Below are 16,089 nucleotides of genomic sequence, written 5' to 3'. Positions count from 1 at the left end.
ATGAAGCGAAATAAACCAAAATATAAACAGATCATCGATGCCGCGGTCATTGTGATTGCAGAAAACGGCTACCATCAGGCGCAGGTTTCCAAGATTGCCAAGCAGGCAGGAGTGGCAGACGGGACGATCTATCTTTATTTCAAAAACAAAGAAGACATCCTGATTTCCCTCTTCAAAGAAAAGATGAGCCTGTTCGTGGATAAAATCGAGGAAGTTATTGCAGGAAAACAGACAGTTTCAGAGAAATTATTAGTAATGATTGAAAATCATTGTAAGATCCTGTCGGATGATCATCACCTCGCCATCGTGACGCAGCTGGAGCTTCGACAATCCAATAAGGAGATTCGCCTCAAGATCAATGATGTCCTGAAAGGATACCTGAAGCTGATCGATACCATCCTGGTCAGCGGAGTGGAGTCAGGTGAATTTTCAGCAGATCTCGATGTAAGGCTTGCACGGCAGATGATCTTCGGAACGCTGGATGAAATGGTCACCACCTGGGTGATGAATGAACAGAAATATGATCTGACGGCCCAGGTACCCACCATCCACAAGCTGCTGCTTCAAGGATGCGGCGGCAGGAACACAATCAGTTTAGGGGGATGAAAATGGAGAATCTTTCGTGGACACTGGAAGGGAATGTAGCATCCGTGCTCATTCAGAGACCCCCTGCCAATGCGTTGGCAAGCGGGCTCATTTCTGAAATAGATGCTCTATTGAATGAGCTTGAGGGGAACCGGGACGTCCGGGTCATCCTCTTGAAGGGAGAAGGTCGATTCTTCTCTGCGGGAGCCGATATCAAGGAATTCACCACCATCGAGACCGGAGAGGAGTTCTCGAAGCTTGCCGGACGGGGGCAGGAAGTGTTCGAGCGCATGGAAAACTTCCCGAAACCGATCATTGCCGCCATTCACGGCGCTGCACTGGGAGGCGGACTCGAGCTCGCCATGGGATGTCACATCCGTCTTGTGAGTGAAAACGCAAAGCTCGGCCTTCCTGAACTACAGCTCGGCCTTGTGCCAGGTTTCGCCGGTTCACAGCGTCTGCCTAAATTCGTAGGACGCGCCAAGGCAGCGGAGATGCTCCTGACAAGTGAGCCGATCTCTGGTGTCGAAGCGGTACAATGGGGCCTTGCCAATAAAGCGTATCCTGAAGAGGAGCTTTTTGAAAAGGCTTCGGAGCTTGCGGCAAAAATCGCCAAGAAGAGTCCCGTGGCCATGAAGGCTGCTATCGAATTGCTCAGCTACACAAAAGATGACCGATTCTATGCAGGCGTGAAACGTGAAGCCGATATGTTCGGTGAAATCTTCGTCTCAGAGGATGCCAAGGAAGGGATATCAGCCTTCATTGAAAAACGCGAACCCCATTTCAAAGGGTAGGTTCCAGGATAGCGGGTGTACATCCGCTATCCATTCTTCGGAACGTAATTGTCCGAATCTTCCTAAGAGATGCTGTATTTAAAACATTGTTTCGATTATCATAGTCAAATACCAGGAGGGACTGCAGAATGAACATCTATGTATTGTTGAAAAGAACGTTTGACACGGAAGAGAAGATCTCGATCCAGAATGGGCGCATAGCGGAAGACGGCGCCGAATTCATCATCAATCCTTATGATGAATATGCCGTGGAAGAAGCCATCCAGGTCCGTGACAATCACGGCGGAGATGTAACCGTTATCACAGTTGGAGGGGAAGAGAGCGAGAAGCAGCTCAGGACCGCTTTGGCCATGGGGGCCGATAAAGCCGTCCTCATCAATACAGAAGATGATCTCGACCATGGTGACCAGTTCACGACTGCGACGATCCTGGCGCAATACCTGAAAGATCAGGAAGTCGATCTGATCCTTGCGGGCAATGTGGCCATCGACGGCGGATCCGGACAGGTTGGGCCAAGGGTGGCAGAGCAACTGGATATCCCGTTTGTCACCACCATCACAAAGCTTGAAATCGCTGGTGAAACCGTAACCGTGACGCGTGACGTTGAAGGGGATTCGGAAGTGATCGAAACGTCCCTTCCCCTACTTGTAACAGCGCAGCAAGGGTTGAATGAGCCGCGCTACCCTTCACTTCCAGGAATCATGAAAGCCAAGAAAAAGCCTCTCGAAGAGCTTGAATTGGACGATCTTGATTTGGAAGAAGAGGACGTGGAAGCGAAAACGAAAACAATCGAAATGTATCTTCCGCCGAAAAAAGAGGCCGGCAGGGTGCTCGAAGGAGATGTAGCCGTACAGGTGAGCGAACTGGTACAGCTTCTCCGCACGGAAGCGAAAGTCATCTAATCGACCAGCATACCAATACAATCAGGGGGTTATAAGCATGGCAAGAAAAGTAGTAGTACTTGGTGAAGTTCGGGACGGATCATTGCGTAATGTATCTTTCGAGGCCATTGCGGCAGCGAAGACGGTAGCGGAAGGCGGAGAAGTCGTAGGCGTGCTCGTCGGCCAATCGGTGAGCAGCCTCGGGGAAGAGTTGATTCAATACGGAGCTGACCGTGTCATCACTGTTGAGGATGAAAAATTGGCTCAATATACACCGGATGGCTATTCACAGGCGTTGATGGCAGTGATCGGACAGGAATCCCCAGAGGGGATCATCTTCGGCCATACGGCACTCGGGAAGGATCTTTCACCGAAGCTCGCAGGCAAGCTGAAGACCGGTCTTGTATCCGATGCAACGGACTTGGACCTCGCAGGAGGGAATCTTGTTTTCACCAGACCGATCTATTCTGGAAAAGCCTTCGAGAAAAAGATTGTAACGGACGGAGTCATCTTTGCGACGATACGCCCGAATAATATCGAACCATTGGCCAAGGATGAGTCCCGCACAGGTGATGTGGCCTCCTTATCCGTTGAAATCAAGAATCTGCGAACGATCATCAAGGATGTCGTCCGCAAAGCAAGCGAAGGGGTCGACTTGTCAGAAGCGAAAGTCATCATCGCAGGAGGACGTGGCGTGAAGAGTGAGGATGGGTTCAACCCCCTCAAAGAACTCGCCGACGTACTGGGCGGTGCAGTCGGGGCCTCAAGGGGTGCATGTGATGCCGACTACTGTGATTATTCCCTCCAGATCGGTCAAACCGGTAAAGTCGTCACACCGGACCTTTACATCGCCTGCGGAATTTCCGGAGCGATTCAGCATCTAGCCGGAATGTCCAATTCCAAGGTCATTGTCGCCATCAACAAAGACCCGGAAGCGAACATCTTCAATGTAGCCGACTACGGGATCGTAGGGGACCTCTTTGAAGTGGTACCACTCCTCACGGAAGAGTTCAAAAAGCTGAAAGTTTCTTCTTCCTGATCACTCCCTGTAAAAAGGACTGGGTGTCAGGGTGGAATTTCACCGCATGAACACATAGGATAAGAAAAGAAGAATAAGGAGTGGCGGATGCTTGCTCCTTATTTTCATGGAATGGGGTATAAACCTCTACCGGCAGGGGGAAAGTAGCTACGAGCAGATTTATAGCATCCTACCGGTTACGGTGATATACTTACGATACATTTTAAGATTTGGGAGGCACATTTAAATGGCTATTACACATGCAACTGATCAAAGCTTCACAGCTGAAACAAACTCTGGTCTCGTACTTGCGGACTTCTGGGCTCCATGGTGTGGACCTTGTAAAATGATCGCTCCTGTACTTGAAGAATTGGACAGCGAAATGGGCGAAAAAGTTAAAATCGTCAAAGTAGACGTAGACGAAAACCAAGAAACAGCAGGAAAATACGGCGTAATGAGCATCCCGACTCTCGTTATCCTAAAAGACGGCGAAGTCGTAGATAAAGTCATCGGTTTCCAACCGAAAGAAGCACTTGCTGAACTAGTCAACAAACACGCGTAAGCACGCCACAAAAAAGCATCCGGCCCAAAGCCGGATGCTTTTTTGATTTATTTAAACCAATTGGTATGGGGAACATTATGTGAAGGATGATGCAAATCCGTTTGATTTAGACAGGCGTTTTATCCTTTAAATACGAGAAATATTCAGAGTGAAAAAGCGGTCCACATTCCTTCTGAAAATCAAAAAAGAATTAAAGAAACCTAAAGCGATTCATTAGATAGTCCCACAGTAAGATAAATACCGCACACCCCAATGAAGAAAGAGCGCACAATATTGAACCACCAAAGAGTGGAATGGAGCGAAGGGCACTTGACTCCAACGGGAATAGAGGAAAGACCGAGATCCCGCAGGCGCAGCCGAGGAAGCTCGACTTCCTCCCCGTGGAAAGCAAGTGCCCGAAGCGTAATGGAACGGTCTACTTTCTCCTGATACCCCAATCCTTGAAAGGAACCGAAAATGATTTACCTGATATCCTGTCCCATAGTAGGGGAATACCCGCACACCCCATTGTAGAAAGAGTACACAATGATCAACTACCAAAGAGTGGAATGAAGCGAAGGGCGCTTGACTCCTATGGGAAAAGAGGGATGATCGAGACCCCGCAGGCCTGTGCACTGGACCCAAATTATTGGACACCCACTTTTTGATTGATTCGTTGTGTGTACAGTCGGTATTCTACCGGGCTCTTTTTACCGAGCGTAGACTTGATTCGCAAGTGGTTGTAGTAATTCATGTATTCTTCTAATTTAATGTGGAACTCCTTGAGGTTCCGAAAGGTTTCTCTGTAGAGAAACTCCGATTTCATGATGCCAAAGAAATTCTCCATCACGGCGTTGTCATAACAGTTTCCCTTGCGAGACATACTCTGAGTGATGTGATGGTCCTTGAGTATCCTTCGGTACTTAGGCATGCGATAGTGCCAGCCCTGATCAGAGTGAAGGAGAAGGTCATCACCTTCACGTAGACGTTCGACCCCTTGAAGTAACATCGTTTCCACTAAATCAAAGCTAGGTTTCGTGTGAAGCGTGTACGTAATGATCTCTCGATTAAACAGGTCTAACATCGCGGACAAGTACAGTTTCTGTCCGGCAATCTTGAATTCTGTCACATCCGTTACCCATTTTTGGTTCGGTTTCGATGCCATGAACTTTCGGTCAAGGGTGTTGGGCGCCGCTTTTCCAACTTCCCCTTCATAAGACCGGTATTTCTTTTTTCTTACCAGGCACTGGAGCCCTAAGGCTTTCATAATGCGAATGACTTTCTTTTTATTGATGTCATACCCTTTTGCCTGGAGTGCATCCGTAATCCGACGGTAGCCATAACGGCCTGAATGCCGGCGAAAGATCAATCCAATTCTTCTTTTCCATTTTCGATCAGGATCCGGTTGGTCCCACTGTTTTTTGATGAAGTAATAGGTGCTTCTAGGGAGGTTCGCTACTTTAATGAGCTGAATCACCGGGAACGCATTCCTTAGTTCAAATACTACTTTCGCTTTGATCTGTTTGGTGATGATTCCTCCTGAACTAAGGCTCTCAGCTTTTTTAAATAAGCATTCTCCATCTCTAAATAGGCGGCGTGTGCTCGTAGCTCTTCGGGAGTCATATCTTCTAATTTCTTATGTTGATTGGGTGGTTTGGGAGTCATCATCAAGGCCCTCATTTCGTTTGATTCGAAGGCATCTCGTCCCCTTTTCTCCCACTTTCTCAACCACCTGCGCACAATACAGGGATCAGGAAGGTGGAAATAGGCAGATGCCTCTCGAATGGAGTAATTCTTGTCCGTAATATAGTGAAGTACCTTTAGTTTAAAGGCAGGAGAATAGGATGTATAGGGAAAAGAAAAGGCTTGATCGCCATGATGGCGAACCAACTTGACCCAATAACCCAACGCAGCAGCGTCCACGCCTTCTTGAGAAGCTAAATCTCGAAAACTAACCGTTTCATCCTCCAAGTAGCGCTTGGCCAGTTGAAGTTTAAACGTACGGGTGTGCTTGTTCATTTAAAACCCCTCCTTTTAGGATTGGGGTGTCTAGTAATAAGGGGGCAGCACACCTGCCGAGGAGGCTCGACTTCCTCCCCATGGAAAGCAAGTGCCCGTAGCGCAATGAAACGGTCCACTTCCCAACCGCGCTCCTCATCCTAAACAGGACTTGGGATCCAATAAGAAAGTACACTCTTTATGAAAAGTGAACTGAACCCCTCCCCAAAGCCCCAATCATAGAAGTGCTCCGCCAATTCGTGTATACTTCAAGTAAAAGGAAACAACTGATCGACAACCATGAACGATCGTAAGAAAGGGAGAGCGACCGTGAATACAATGATTTCAAATAAATTGGCCCTCTTGCCCGATCAGCCCGGCTGCTACCTCATGAAAGATCGTCAAGGGACGATCATCTACGTAGGAAAAGCCAAAGTGCTGAAGAATCGGGTTCGGTCCTACTTCACCGGGTCCCATGATGCGAAAACCCAGCGCCTCGTCGGTGAAATCGAGGACTTTGAATACATCATGACTTCATCAGACCTTGAAGCACTCGTGCTCGAAATGAACCTGATCAAGAAGTATGACCCGAAATACAACGTCATGCTCAAAGATGATAAAAGCTATCCGTTCATCAAGCTGACCAACGAGCGTCACCCTAGGCTCATTACCACCCGCAAGGTACAGCGCGGCAAGGGACGGTACTTCGGTCCGTATCCGAACGCTGGAGCCGCGAACGAAACGAAAAAACTGCTCGACCGTCTGTATCCACTTCGGAAATGTACCACGCTGCCGGACCGTGCATGCCTGTACTACCATATGGGACAATGCCTGGCACCGTGCATCAAGGAAGTGAATAATGAAACCTACCGCGAGATGACGGATGAAATCGCCCGTTTCCTGAATGGCGGGTATAAGGAAATCAAGGAGCAGCTCTCCGTAAAGATGCAGGAAGCATCTGAAAAGATGGAATTCGAGCGTGCCATGGAATTCCGTGATCAGATCCAGCATATCGAGGCAACGATGGAAAAACAAAAGATGACCATGACGGACTTCACCGATCGCGATGTGTTCGGCTACGGCATCGACAAAGGATGGATGTGCGTCCAGGTATTCTTCGTACGGCAAGGGAAGCTCATCGAACGGGATGTTTCCCTGTTCCCGATCTATAATGAACCGGAGGATGAGTTCCTGACCTTCATTGGACAGTTTTATTCCAAGTCCAATCACTTCAAACCGAAGGAGATTTTCCTCCCGGAAGGAATCGATGTGGAACTCGTGGAGAAACTCCTTGACGTGAGGACCGTCCAACCGAAGCGCGGAAAGAAGAAGGAACTGGTGCGCCTTGCTGAGAAAAATGCCAAGCAGGCATTGAACGAGAAGTTCGCCCTGATCGAACGGGATGAAGACCGTACGATCAAAGCGGTGGAAAGACTCGGGGAACAGATGGGCATTTATACTCCGTTCCGTATCGAGGCATTCGATAACTCCAATATCCAGGGATCGGATCCCGTTTCGGCCATGATCGTGTTCCTAGACGGGAAGCCCGCAAAAAAGGAATACCGAAAGTACAAAATCAAGACCGTCACCGGACCGGATGATTATGAATCCATGAGGGAAGTGATCCGGAGAAGGTATGCAAGGGTGCTGAAGGAAGGACTGCCCCTCCCCGACCTGATTGTCATCGATGGAGGAAAGGGGCAGATCGAAGCGGCCCGGGAAGTGTTGGAGAACGAATTGGGTCTCGATGTGCCTCTGGGCGGTTTGGCAAAGGACGATAAGCATCAGACCTCGGAACTGCTGTACGGGAATCCCCTCCAGATCATCCCATTAGAGAAACGGAGTCAGGAATTTTATTTGCTTCAGCGCATACAGGATGAAGTCCACCGGTTCGCCATCACCTTCCATCGCCAGCTCAGGGGGAAAAGTGCGTTCCAATCCATGCTGGATGATATCGACGGAATCGGTCCGAAGCGTAAAAAACAGCTGTTGAAGCATTTTGGATCGATGAAACGGATGAAAGAAGCAACCTTGGAAGAGTTCAGGGAACTTGGGATCCCGGAGCGAGTCGCTATGGAACTTCATGAAAAACTTCATGATAATGGGGAAAAGGATGTTGATACCCAAAAATGATTGTGCTATAATGAACAAAAATTAAAAACATTATCACTTTTTAAGTGGTGATAGAGGTGCGGACTTCAATAGTACAGTTCACGGAAGGGTATGAGCCCTGGAGATGTGACTGGAAAGGGGAGGACCGCCGAAGTGAAGCCGCACTCATATCGGCTGCGCTGGTTCTGCATTTAATAGATGCAGGATTGTCAAGATGATTCATCTTGGAGAGCTATCTCACAATGCCGACTGAACCTTTTTTGTTCGTATGCAGTGTTCAAAAAGCAATGAGATGCTTCGTCTCATTGCTTTTTTTTATACCTGCTGCATGACGGTGTCCCCGGCATGGGGATGCCAAAAGCCGGAATCAGATAGTAGCTCTAATCCATCAGGGTGCTCCGCATCCAATCAAGAAGAAAGAGGGAGAAGCATTGGGTATAATCGTTCAGAAATTTGGCGGAACTTCGGTGGGATCAGTGGAACGGATTCAGCATGTGGCTTCACGTGTGGTGGAAGAGAAGGAAAAGGGGAATGACGTCGTCGTCGTCGTTTCCGCAATGGGAAAAACGACGGATGCCCTTGTAGGCATGGCAAAGGAAATCTGCTCGCAGCCGAGCAAACGTGAAATGGATATGCTTCTGTCTACAGGAGAGCAGGTGACCATCTCACTCTTGACGATGGCCCTCATCCAGGTCGGCCAGGACGCGATTTCGTTTACGGGCTGGCAGGCCGGGATCGAGACGGAATCCATCCACAGCAATGCCAGGATCACCAATATCCACACGGAAAAATTGGCATCCCATCTGAATGAAGGGAAGGTCGTCATCGTGGCCGGATTCCAGGGAATGACTGCATCAGGTGAGATCACCACCCTTGGCCGCGGCGGATCCGATACGACGGCCGTCGCCATCGCAGCAGCCCTGAAGGCGGAACGCTGTGACATTTACACAGACGTAGACGGGGTCTACACATCCGATCCCCGTTATATAAAAGCAGCAAGGAAGCTTTCCAGCATCTCCTATGACGAAATGCTGGAGCTTGCCAATCTTGGGGCGGGCGTCCTCCATCCGAGGGCCGTGGAATTTGCCAAAAACTATCAGATTCCATTGGAAGTCCGTTCAAGCATCGAGAGGATCGAAGGTACTTATATTGAGGAGGAAGCAAGCATGGAACAAAATCTAGTTGTACGCGGCGTAGCGTTCGAGAATGAAATCACAAGGGTGACGGTCTTCGGTCTGAATAATGCGTTGAAGGGGCTATCTTCGATCTTCACCACGCTAGCGGAGCATCACCTGAATGTTGATATCATCATTCAAAGTCAAACAGAACAGAATACGACCAATCTGTCGTTCTCCATCAAAGGACATGATCTTGAAGAGACCCTCGAGGTCCTCGAACAGCATAAAGAATCCCTTGGCTTCACCCATGTGGAATATGAAGGGGGACTGTCGAAGGTATCCATCGTCGGCTCAGGCATGATCTCGAATCCGGGTGTCGCAGCAGAGATGTTCGAAGTACTGGCAGATAACGGGATCACCATCAAGATGGTGAGTACATCTGAAATCAAAGTCTCCGTCGTCGTGGATGAAGATCTTATGAATAAAGCGGCACAGGTGCTGCATTCCTCTTTCCATCTTGATGAAGTGAAAGTGGAAGAAATCACCCTGTGATCATCAAAAAGCAGGCCCGCTCCTCATGGGAGCGGGCCTGCCTTCTGTGGTCATTCGACCCTGTCTTTGTCATCCCAGACGGCCGTGATCTTGACGGTCTGGTTTCGCTTATGTAGTTCATCAGTCGCTTCGGTGACGAATTTGTACTGCATTTGGACAAATTCGGCAAGAAAGCCCGTTTCCAATTTGAAGGAGGCATCCGATTTCAATGAATTGCGGCGCTTGACGAATTCCCCGCTGAGTTCGAACGTGATTTCGTTCTTCTTCTGCTCAACGATGGCGAGATCTCCCCATCCGGCTTCACGGAAGAATGAAATCAGTTCATCATTGGATGGAAGGGGGAATTTCCTTGCAAGCTGTTTACCGCCCCAGTACAGAATATCGGGTGTGTGTTTCCCGAGGATATCGGGTAGCAGCAGATCGCGTATCAGTTCATATCCGAAGACGGGAACGGACTGGGACTCTACGACTTCTTCTTTTTTCTGTTCCAAATATATCCCCTCTTTCTATAAAACTATTATATACATGAGAGGGAAATTAATCATCCCATACTCGAAAAAAAGTGGGCATGGGATATTTTGGCGCTATAACAAATCCTGTTTGTTTTGATTGAATTTTCTTACGATTTTGTGACAAATGCGGGACTAAATTATTTTTCCGATATTGTCGAATTTATGTATACGTTTTCTTGACGCTGTCACTCCATGGGAGTAAAATGGATGTGTCACATAATTGTTACAATATAAAATATGAATAAAAATCTAATTTTTATGCGGAGATTAGTTGGAAGATTCATATTTTATGATTAAGGGGGGTAAATCATGGCTGGAAATCGAGAGTTTAATTTTCGCAGGCTTCATTCATTACTAGGTGTGATTCCGGTTGGATTATTCTTAACGCAACATTTAGTGGTGAACCATTTTGCCACTGGCGGGGAAGAATCGTTCAATCAGGCAGCACATTTCATGGAAAGTCTACCTTTCCGCTATTTCCTGGAGATCTTCATCATTTTCCTTCCATTGTATTTCCATGCGATCTATGGAATCTACATTGCGTTCACGTCCAAGAATAACGCCAGCAGATTCGGATTCTTCCGTAACTGGATGTTCCTTCTTCAACGTGTATCCGGCGTCATCACGTTCATCTTCGTCACATGGCATATCTGGCAGACACGTGTCGCTGCATTCTTCGGCGCGGAAGTGAACTTCCAAATGATGGAGGAGATATTCTCCAACCCGTTCATGGTCGCATTCTACGTGCTGGGTGTCCTGTCTACGATCTTCCACTTCGCCAATGGCCTATGGTCATTCTGCGTCAGCTGGGGAATCACGGTCACACCGCGTTCGCAGCGCATCGCTACATACGTGACAATCGGGATCTTCCTTGCGCTTTCCATCGTGGGCATGCGCGCCATCTTTGCTTTTATCGTATAAGGAACACATTCAATAGATCATGCAAGTGCTCTGAAGTTTGGTAGGAAAAGGAGTGAAGGACGATGAGTAAAGGGAAAATCATCGTAGTCGGTGGTGGCTTAGCCGGTCTGATGGCCACCATCAAAGCAGCAGAAAAAGGCGCACCGGTCGATCTATTTTCATTGGTGCCAGTTAAACGCTCCCACTCCGTTTGCGCACAGGGTGGCATAAACGGAGCGGTCAATACAAAAGGAGAAGGGGATTCTCCTTGGGAACATTTCGATGATACGGTCTATGGAGGCGACTTCCTGGCAAATCAGCCGCCAGTCAAGGCCATGACCGAAGCAGCACCAGGCATCATCCACCTTTTGGACCGTATGGGCGTCATGTTCAACCGGACACCGGAAGGCTTGCTTGACTTCCGTCGCTTTGGTGGAACACAGCATCACCGTACTGCGTTTGCCGGTGCAACAACCGGTCAACAGTTATTGTACGCATTGGACGAGCAGGTTCGCCGCCATGAAGTGGCAGGGCTCGTGAATAAATATGAAGGATGGGAATTCCTCGGTGTCATCATCGATGACGAAGGGAAGGCACGCGGAATCGTCGCCCAGAACCTTCAAACGATGGAGATCCAGTCATTCCCGGCCGATGCCGTCATCATGGCAACGGGAGGACCCGGCATCATCTTCGGAAAATCAACGAACTCCGTCATCAATACAGGATCCGCTGCTTCCATCGTCTATCAGCAGGGTGCGTATTATGCGAACGGTGAGTTCATCCAGATCCATCCGACAGCGATTCCAGGGGACGATAAGCTGCGCCTCATGAGTGAATCGGCACGTGGGGAAGGCGGACGCGTCTGGACGTACAAAGACGGAAAGCCTTGGTACTTCCTCGAAGAGAAATACCCGGCTTACGGAAACCTCGTACCACGTGATATCGCAACGCGTGAAATCTTCGACGTGTGCGTGAACCAGAAGCTCGGCATCAACGGGGAGAACATGGTGTATCTTGATCTTTCCCATAAGGATTCCAAGGAACTCGACATCAAGCTCGGCGGCATCATCGAAATCTATGAGAAGTTCATGGGTGATGATCCACGCAAAGTGCCGATGAAGATCTTCCCTGCGGTCCACTATTCAATGGGCGGCCTGTGGGTCGATTACGATCAGATGACGAATATCCCTGGACTGTTCGCTGCCGGTGAGTGTGATTACTCCCAGCATGGTGGGAACCGACTTGGAGCCAACTCCCTCCTTTCCGCGATCTATGGCGGTATGGTGGCCGGACCGAATGCAATCAAGTACATCGAGGGGCTTGAAAGCTCAGTCGAAACCGTACCTGCATCCGTATTCGAGCGCCATGTGAAACAGGAGCAAGAGAAATGGAACGAGATCATGAGCATGGACGGAACCGAAAACGCGTACGTGATCCACAAAGAGCTTGGCGAGTGGATGACAGATAACGTGACCGTGGTCCGTCACAATGACAAGCTTGTGGAAACTGATAAGAAAATCGTAGAGCTCATGGAGCGCTATAAAAAAATCAATATCAATGACACGGCGAAGTGGAGCAATCAGGGTGCCATGTTCACGCGTCAGCTTTGGAACATGCTACAGCTTGCACGCGTCATCACCATCGGTGCACTGAACCGGAATGAAAGCCGCGGTGCCCACTACAAGCCGGAATTCCCTGACCGTAATGATGAGGATTTCCTCAAGACGACCATGGCGAAGTTCAATGCTTCCGCCAATGCGCCGGAATTCCATTACGAAGAAGTGGATACATCGTTGATCCAACCGCGTAAACGTGACTATTCTAAGAAAAAAGGGGGTTCTAACTAATGGCTGAGAAAAAGATCCGTTTTGTCATCACCCGTCAGGAAGGCCCGGATGCCGCCCCTTATCAAGAAGAATTCTCCCTTGATTATCGCCCGAATATGAACGTGATCTCCGCTTTGATGGAGATCCGTCGTAACCCGGTCAATGCGAAAGGGGAAGGCACGACACCGATCAACTGGGATATGAACTGCCTTGAGGAAGTATGTGGAGCCTGCTCCATGGTCATCAACGGGAAACCGAGACAATCCTGTACGGCCTTGATCGATCAGCTCGAGCAGCCGATCCGTCTTGAGCCTATGCGCACCTTCCCGGTCGTCCGCGACCTGCAGGTGGACCGCAGCAGGATGTTCGACAGCCTGAAGAAAGTGAAAGCTTGGATCCCGATCGACGGTACGTACGATCTTGGACCTGGACCGCGTATGCCAGAGAAAAAGCGCCAGTGGGCATATGAACTTTCAAAATGCATGACATGCGGTGTTTGCCTCGAAGCTTGCCCGAATGTTAACAGCAAGTCGGACTTCATCGGTCCTGCTCCCCTATCTCAAGTACGCCTCTTCAATGCGCATCCGACGGGTGCCATGAATAAGGATGAGCGTCTTGAAGCCATCATGGGCGACGGCGGACTGGCGAACTGTGGGAACTCTCAAAACTGCGTGCAGTCTTGTCCGAAGGGAATCCCTTTGACAACCTCCATCGCAGCGTTGAACAGGGAGACCACTTTCCAGATGTTCAAGAACTTCTTCGGAAGCGACCACATGGTGGATTCATAAACAACATTGAAAAGCACTTTCCCGATGGAAAGTGCTTTTTTTAACCGTTCAAATCGAAGAAAGCATCCTTGTTGGGGGATATGCGCCACATAAATACGTGAATGGAGGAGCCAAAATGAAGAACGTTACATATATTGAGGATGTAAATACGTGGAAGGAAGGGTTTTCATTTTTCATCGATGTCAAGGTACGGTTTTCAGAGGTGGATATGTTCGGCCATATGAACAATACCGTTCCATTTGTTTACTTTGAACAGGCAAGGATCGATTATTTCAAGAGCCTTGGATTCATGCAGGACTGGGTGAAGCCCGATCATGAAACGATGATCGTCGTGGCGGATCTTCAGTGTGATTTTGCGAGGCAGGTTTATTTCGATGAGCATATCAGGCTCTTTGTGAAGGCTGGGGAGATCGGGAATTCCTCTGTCGACCTCCATTATATGGGTCTGAACGCCAAGGATGACATCTGCTTCGTCGGAAGAGGAACCATGGTCCAAATATCAAAAAGGACCGGGAAAGGTGCTCCATGGACGGATGAAATGAAGAACAGGTTCAATGAGAGCCCTTCAGGATCGATTTCATAACGGCTGCCTATTTTTTCTGAGAGTCGTTCCTCCATGTCACTCTGACCCAGCTCTTCACATATGATATTTTGACGACCGACAATACCCATCCCCGCGGTTTAAAGCTGGCGAAGGCAAGGAGGGTTACCATAATTGAAGGACAATGATTTTACACACAAACCGTTGCTCACCAAAAGAGAGAAAGAAGTATTCGAACTGTTGGTACAGGACAAAACCACCAAGGAAATTGCCGGTGATTTATTCATCAGTGAAAAAACAGTTCGGAATCATATTTCCAACGCCATGCAAAAGCTTGGAGTGAAGGGGCGATCTCAAGCTGTTGTAGAGCTTCTTCGCATGGGGGAACTAAAGCTTTAACCATAAGAGACTGATTCGGACGGCAAACGATTCGTGGGATTGTTTGGAGGGGAGTCAGTCTCTTTTCATATGGTGACAGGTAAGACATCCGGCTTCTTAAAAGCTACTCCTTGAAATTTTCGCAAAAAAAGGTGAAAATGCTTATAAGGATGTGTACGCTGAAATCGGATGTACATACGAGACGTTAACGATAAAGGGGAATTGGAATGGAAAATGTGAAGGATGCCGCCGTAGCCGGAGTGGTAGCGGATATTGAAAAAGATCTTAGGTACATCTCGTCCATCATCAAACAAAAAGGGCGTGAAATCCTCAGTCAGTATACGATCACACCTCCTCAGTTCATCGCCCTTCAGTGGCTGTTTGAATTCGGCGATATGACGATCGGTGACTTATCGAACCGGATGTATCTTGCCTGCAGTACGACGACCGACCTCGTGGACAGGATGGAAAAGAATCAGCTCGTCGAACGCGTCAGGGATGAGAAAGACCGGCGTGTCGTCAGGATACATATGCTGAAAGAGGGCGAAAGGATCATTGAAGAAGTGATCAATAAAAGGCAGAATTATTTGGAGAGCGTGCTGTCGGATTTCTCATACGATGAAGTGCTTCAGCTTCAGCAAAACCTCTCGAAATTACATCTAGAAATCAAACCAGAATGAGGGAATAACGTGATTCAACCTATAGGCGTGATCGACTCTGGCGTAGGTGGCCTGACGGTGGCCAAGGAAATCATGCGCCAGCTGCCGAAAGAAACCATCTATTATCTAGGGGATACAGCGAGATGCCCGTATGGTCCAAGGACCGTGGAAGAAGTCAGGCAGTTCACCTGGGACATGACCCGGTACCTGCTGCAGTATGATATGAAAATGCTCATCATTGCCTGCAATACGGCAACGGCCGCGGCCCTGGATGAAATCCAGACGCATCTGGATATTCCCGTGATCGGGGTCATCCATCCGGGAGCAAGGGCAGCGATCAAACGGACGCGCAACAAACGGGTAGGCGTACTCGGTACGATCGGGACCGTAAACAGCAAGGCCTATCCCGATGCCTTGCACTCCCTTCATGGGGGGCTCGAGGTATCATCCCTCGCCTGTCCGAAGTTCGTACCTCTCGTGGAGAGCGGGGAATACGGAAGCGACGTGGCCGATCGCATCATCAGTGAAACCCTTGAAGAACTCAAGGGGCTCGATCTTGATACCTTGATCCTGGGCTGCACCCATTACCCGCTTCTGCAGCCGAAGATCCAGGCATTCATGGGTCCTTCTGTGAGTGTCATCAGCTCGGGTGATGAGACGGCGAGTGAAGTGAGCACGATCTTGGACTACTACAATCTACTATATAGAGGGGTCCATCCCCCTGAGCACCGTTTCTTTACAACGGGCTCCTCTACGATCTTCTCCGGGATCGCCTCCGACTGGCTCGACGGGGAAATCAAAGCCGAAACCATCCGCATTGACTAATGCGGGTGTTTTTTTATGGCCATTTTCAAAGAAAGGAAGTTTTTAAGAAAGTTTCGGTCTA

16 protein-coding genes and 1 riboswitch are annotated in these 16,089 nt (G+C 48.9%); of the genes, 14 read left to right on the top strand and 2 right to left on the bottom strand.

Going from position 1 to position 16,089, the window contains the following annotated elements:
- From K6T23_RS15655 to trxA, 5 genes are all read left to right on the top strand, one after another.
- Nucleotides 1-606, top strand: coding sequence for a fatty acid metabolism transcriptional regulator FadR (locus K6T23_RS15655; RefSeq protein WP_056538360.1), 606 nt, complete (start codon nt 1-3; stop codon nt 604-606).
- Between the two features lie 2 nt (nt 607-608).
- Complete coding sequence (locus K6T23_RS15650; RefSeq protein WP_056535000.1) at nt 609-1,379, top strand: enoyl-CoA hydratase; 771 nt, start codon at nt 609-611, stop codon at nt 1,377-1,379.
- Nucleotides 1,380-1,507: 128 nt separating this feature from the next.
- Nucleotides 1,508-2,281 (top strand): electron transfer flavoprotein subunit beta/FixA family protein, encoded by a 774-nt coding sequence (locus K6T23_RS15645; RefSeq protein ID WP_053426392.1) that lies wholly within the window; start codon nt 1,508-1,510, stop codon nt 2,279-2,281.
- 37 nt (nt 2,282-2,318) lie between these two features.
- Entirely contained in the window at nt 2,319-3,299 is a 981-nt protein-coding gene (locus K6T23_RS15640) for an electron transfer flavoprotein subunit alpha/FixB family protein (RefSeq protein ID WP_238281679.1), read from the top strand.
- A 226-nt stretch (nt 3,300-3,525) separates the two neighbouring features.
- Complete coding sequence (gene trxA / locus K6T23_RS15635; RefSeq protein WP_053426394.1) at nt 3,526-3,840, top strand: thioredoxin; 315 nt, start codon at nt 3,526-3,528, stop codon at nt 3,838-3,840.
- Nucleotides 3,841-4,465: 625 nt separating this feature from the next.
- On the opposite strand, the gene K6T23_RS15630 is transcribed toward trxA, so the two are convergent.
- A protein-coding gene (locus K6T23_RS15630) for an IS3 family transposase (protein ID WP_420493477.1) occupies nt 4,466-5,838 on the bottom strand; the annotation gives its coding sequence in 2 pieces (ribosomal slippage) (nt 4,466-5,376 and nt 5,376-5,838; 1,374 coding nt in all).
- A 309-nt stretch (nt 5,839-6,147) separates the two neighbouring features.
- Between K6T23_RS15630 and uvrC the strand changes: the two genes are divergently transcribed.
- Nucleotides 6,148-7,950 carry an excinuclease ABC subunit UvrC gene (gene uvrC, locus K6T23_RS15625; RefSeq protein ID WP_273546583.1) on the top strand — a complete coding sequence of 601 codons (1,803 nt, stop codon included), beginning with the start codon at nt 6,148-6,150 and terminating at the stop codon, nt 7,948-7,950.
- Between the two features lie 43 nt (nt 7,951-7,993).
- Nucleotides 7,994-8,172, top strand: a riboswitch (Lysine riboswitch).
- A 188-nt stretch (nt 8,173-8,360) separates the two neighbouring features.
- The gene (locus tag K6T23_RS15620; protein ID WP_238281677.1) at nt 8,361-9,599 is read left to right on the top strand and encodes an aspartate kinase; all 1,239 of its coding nucleotides are present in this window, start codon (nt 8,361-8,363) and stop codon (nt 9,597-9,599) included.
- 50 nt (nt 9,600-9,649) lie between these two features.
- On the opposite strand, the gene K6T23_RS15615 is transcribed toward K6T23_RS15620, so the two are convergent.
- Nucleotides 9,650-10,090 (bottom strand): YslB family protein, encoded by a 441-nt coding sequence (locus K6T23_RS15615; RefSeq protein ID WP_056535008.1) that lies wholly within the window; start codon nt 10,088-10,090, stop codon nt 9,650-9,652.
- A gap of 330 nt (nt 10,091-10,420) precedes the next feature.
- Between K6T23_RS15615 and K6T23_RS15610 the strand changes: the two genes are divergently transcribed.
- The 7 genes from K6T23_RS15610 (at nt 10,421) to racE (ending at nt 16,028) form a co-directional block, all read left to right on the top strand.
- Nucleotides 10,421-11,032 carry a succinate dehydrogenase cytochrome b558 subunit gene (locus K6T23_RS15610; RefSeq protein WP_056535010.1) on the top strand — a complete coding sequence of 204 codons (612 nt, stop codon included), beginning with the start codon at nt 10,421-10,423 and terminating at the stop codon, nt 11,030-11,032.
- A gap of 62 nt (nt 11,033-11,094) precedes the next feature.
- The gene (gene sdhA / locus K6T23_RS15605; protein WP_056535012.1) at nt 11,095-12,858 is read left to right on the top strand and encodes a succinate dehydrogenase flavoprotein subunit; all 1,764 of its coding nucleotides are present in this window, start codon (nt 11,095-11,097) and stop codon (nt 12,856-12,858) included.
- Nucleotides 12,858-13,625, top strand: a complete 768-nt coding sequence (gene sdhB / locus K6T23_RS15600) for a succinate dehydrogenase iron-sulfur subunit (protein WP_053426397.1) — start codon at nt 12,858-12,860, stop codon at nt 13,623-13,625. Before sdhA ends, sdhB begins: the two co-directional genes overlap by 1 nt.
- 115 nt (nt 13,626-13,740) lie before the next feature.
- The gene (locus K6T23_RS15595) at nt 13,741-14,208 is read left to right on the top strand and encodes an acyl-CoA thioesterase (RefSeq protein ID WP_056535014.1); all 468 of its coding nucleotides are present in this window, start codon (nt 13,741-13,743) and stop codon (nt 14,206-14,208) included.
- Nucleotides 14,209-14,340: 132 nt separating this feature from the next.
- A complete protein-coding gene (locus K6T23_RS15590; RefSeq protein ID WP_048006283.1) occupies nt 14,341-14,565 on the top strand; it encodes a helix-turn-helix domain-containing protein in 225 nt (74 codons plus the stop codon).
- A gap of 206 nt (nt 14,566-14,771) precedes the next feature.
- Nucleotides 14,772-15,224: a MarR family winged helix-turn-helix transcriptional regulator gene (locus K6T23_RS15585; RefSeq protein WP_238281674.1), complete on the top strand. Its 453-nt coding sequence runs from the start codon at nt 14,772-14,774 to the stop codon at nt 15,222-15,224.
- Between the two features lie 9 nt (nt 15,225-15,233).
- Entirely contained in the window at nt 15,234-16,028 is a 795-nt protein-coding gene (racE, locus tag K6T23_RS15580; RefSeq protein WP_079516584.1) for a glutamate racemase, read from the top strand.
- The last annotated feature ends 61 nt before the right edge of the window (nt 16,029-16,089 follow it).

Source organism: Rossellomorea marisflavi (genome assembly GCF_022170785.1).
Taxonomy (GTDB): domain Bacteria; phylum Bacillota; class Bacilli; order Bacillales; family Bacillaceae_B; genus Rossellomorea; species Rossellomorea marisflavi_B.
Note: the sequence above shows the minus strand (reverse complement) of the source record. Positions and strands in the feature narration are given on the sequence as shown.

Bases quoted from the DNA above. Each gene is read 5' to 3' on its own strand.
- K6T23_RS15655 (WP_056538360.1), top strand. From the start codon at position 1: ATGAAGCGAAATAAACCAAAATATAAACAGATCATCGATGCCGCGGTC.
- K6T23_RS15585 (WP_238281674.1), top strand. From the start codon at position 14,772: ATGGAAAATGTGAAGGATGCCGCCGTAGCCGGAGTGGTAGCGGATATT.
- sdhA (WP_056535012.1), top strand. From the start codon at position 11,095: ATGAGTAAAGGGAAAATCATCGTAGTCGGTGGTGGCTTAGCCGGTCTG.
- K6T23_RS15595 (WP_056535014.1), top strand. From the start codon at position 13,741: ATGAAGAACGTTACATATATTGAGGATGTAAATACGTGGAAGGAAGGG.
- K6T23_RS15645 (WP_053426392.1), top strand. From the start codon at position 1,508: ATGAACATCTATGTATTGTTGAAAAGAACGTTTGACACGGAAGAGAAG.
- sdhB (WP_053426397.1), top strand. From the start codon at position 12,858: ATGGCTGAGAAAAAGATCCGTTTTGTCATCACCCGTCAGGAAGGCCCG.
- trxA (WP_053426394.1), top strand. From the start codon at position 3,526: ATGGCTATTACACATGCAACTGATCAAAGCTTCACAGCTGAAACAAAC.
- K6T23_RS15610 (WP_056535010.1), top strand. From the start codon at position 10,421: ATGGCTGGAAATCGAGAGTTTAATTTTCGCAGGCTTCATTCATTACTA.
- K6T23_RS15650 (WP_056535000.1), top strand. From the start codon at position 609: ATGGAGAATCTTTCGTGGACACTGGAAGGGAATGTAGCATCCGTGCTC.
- K6T23_RS15640 (WP_238281679.1), top strand. From the start codon at position 2,319: ATGGCAAGAAAAGTAGTAGTACTTGGTGAAGTTCGGGACGGATCATTG.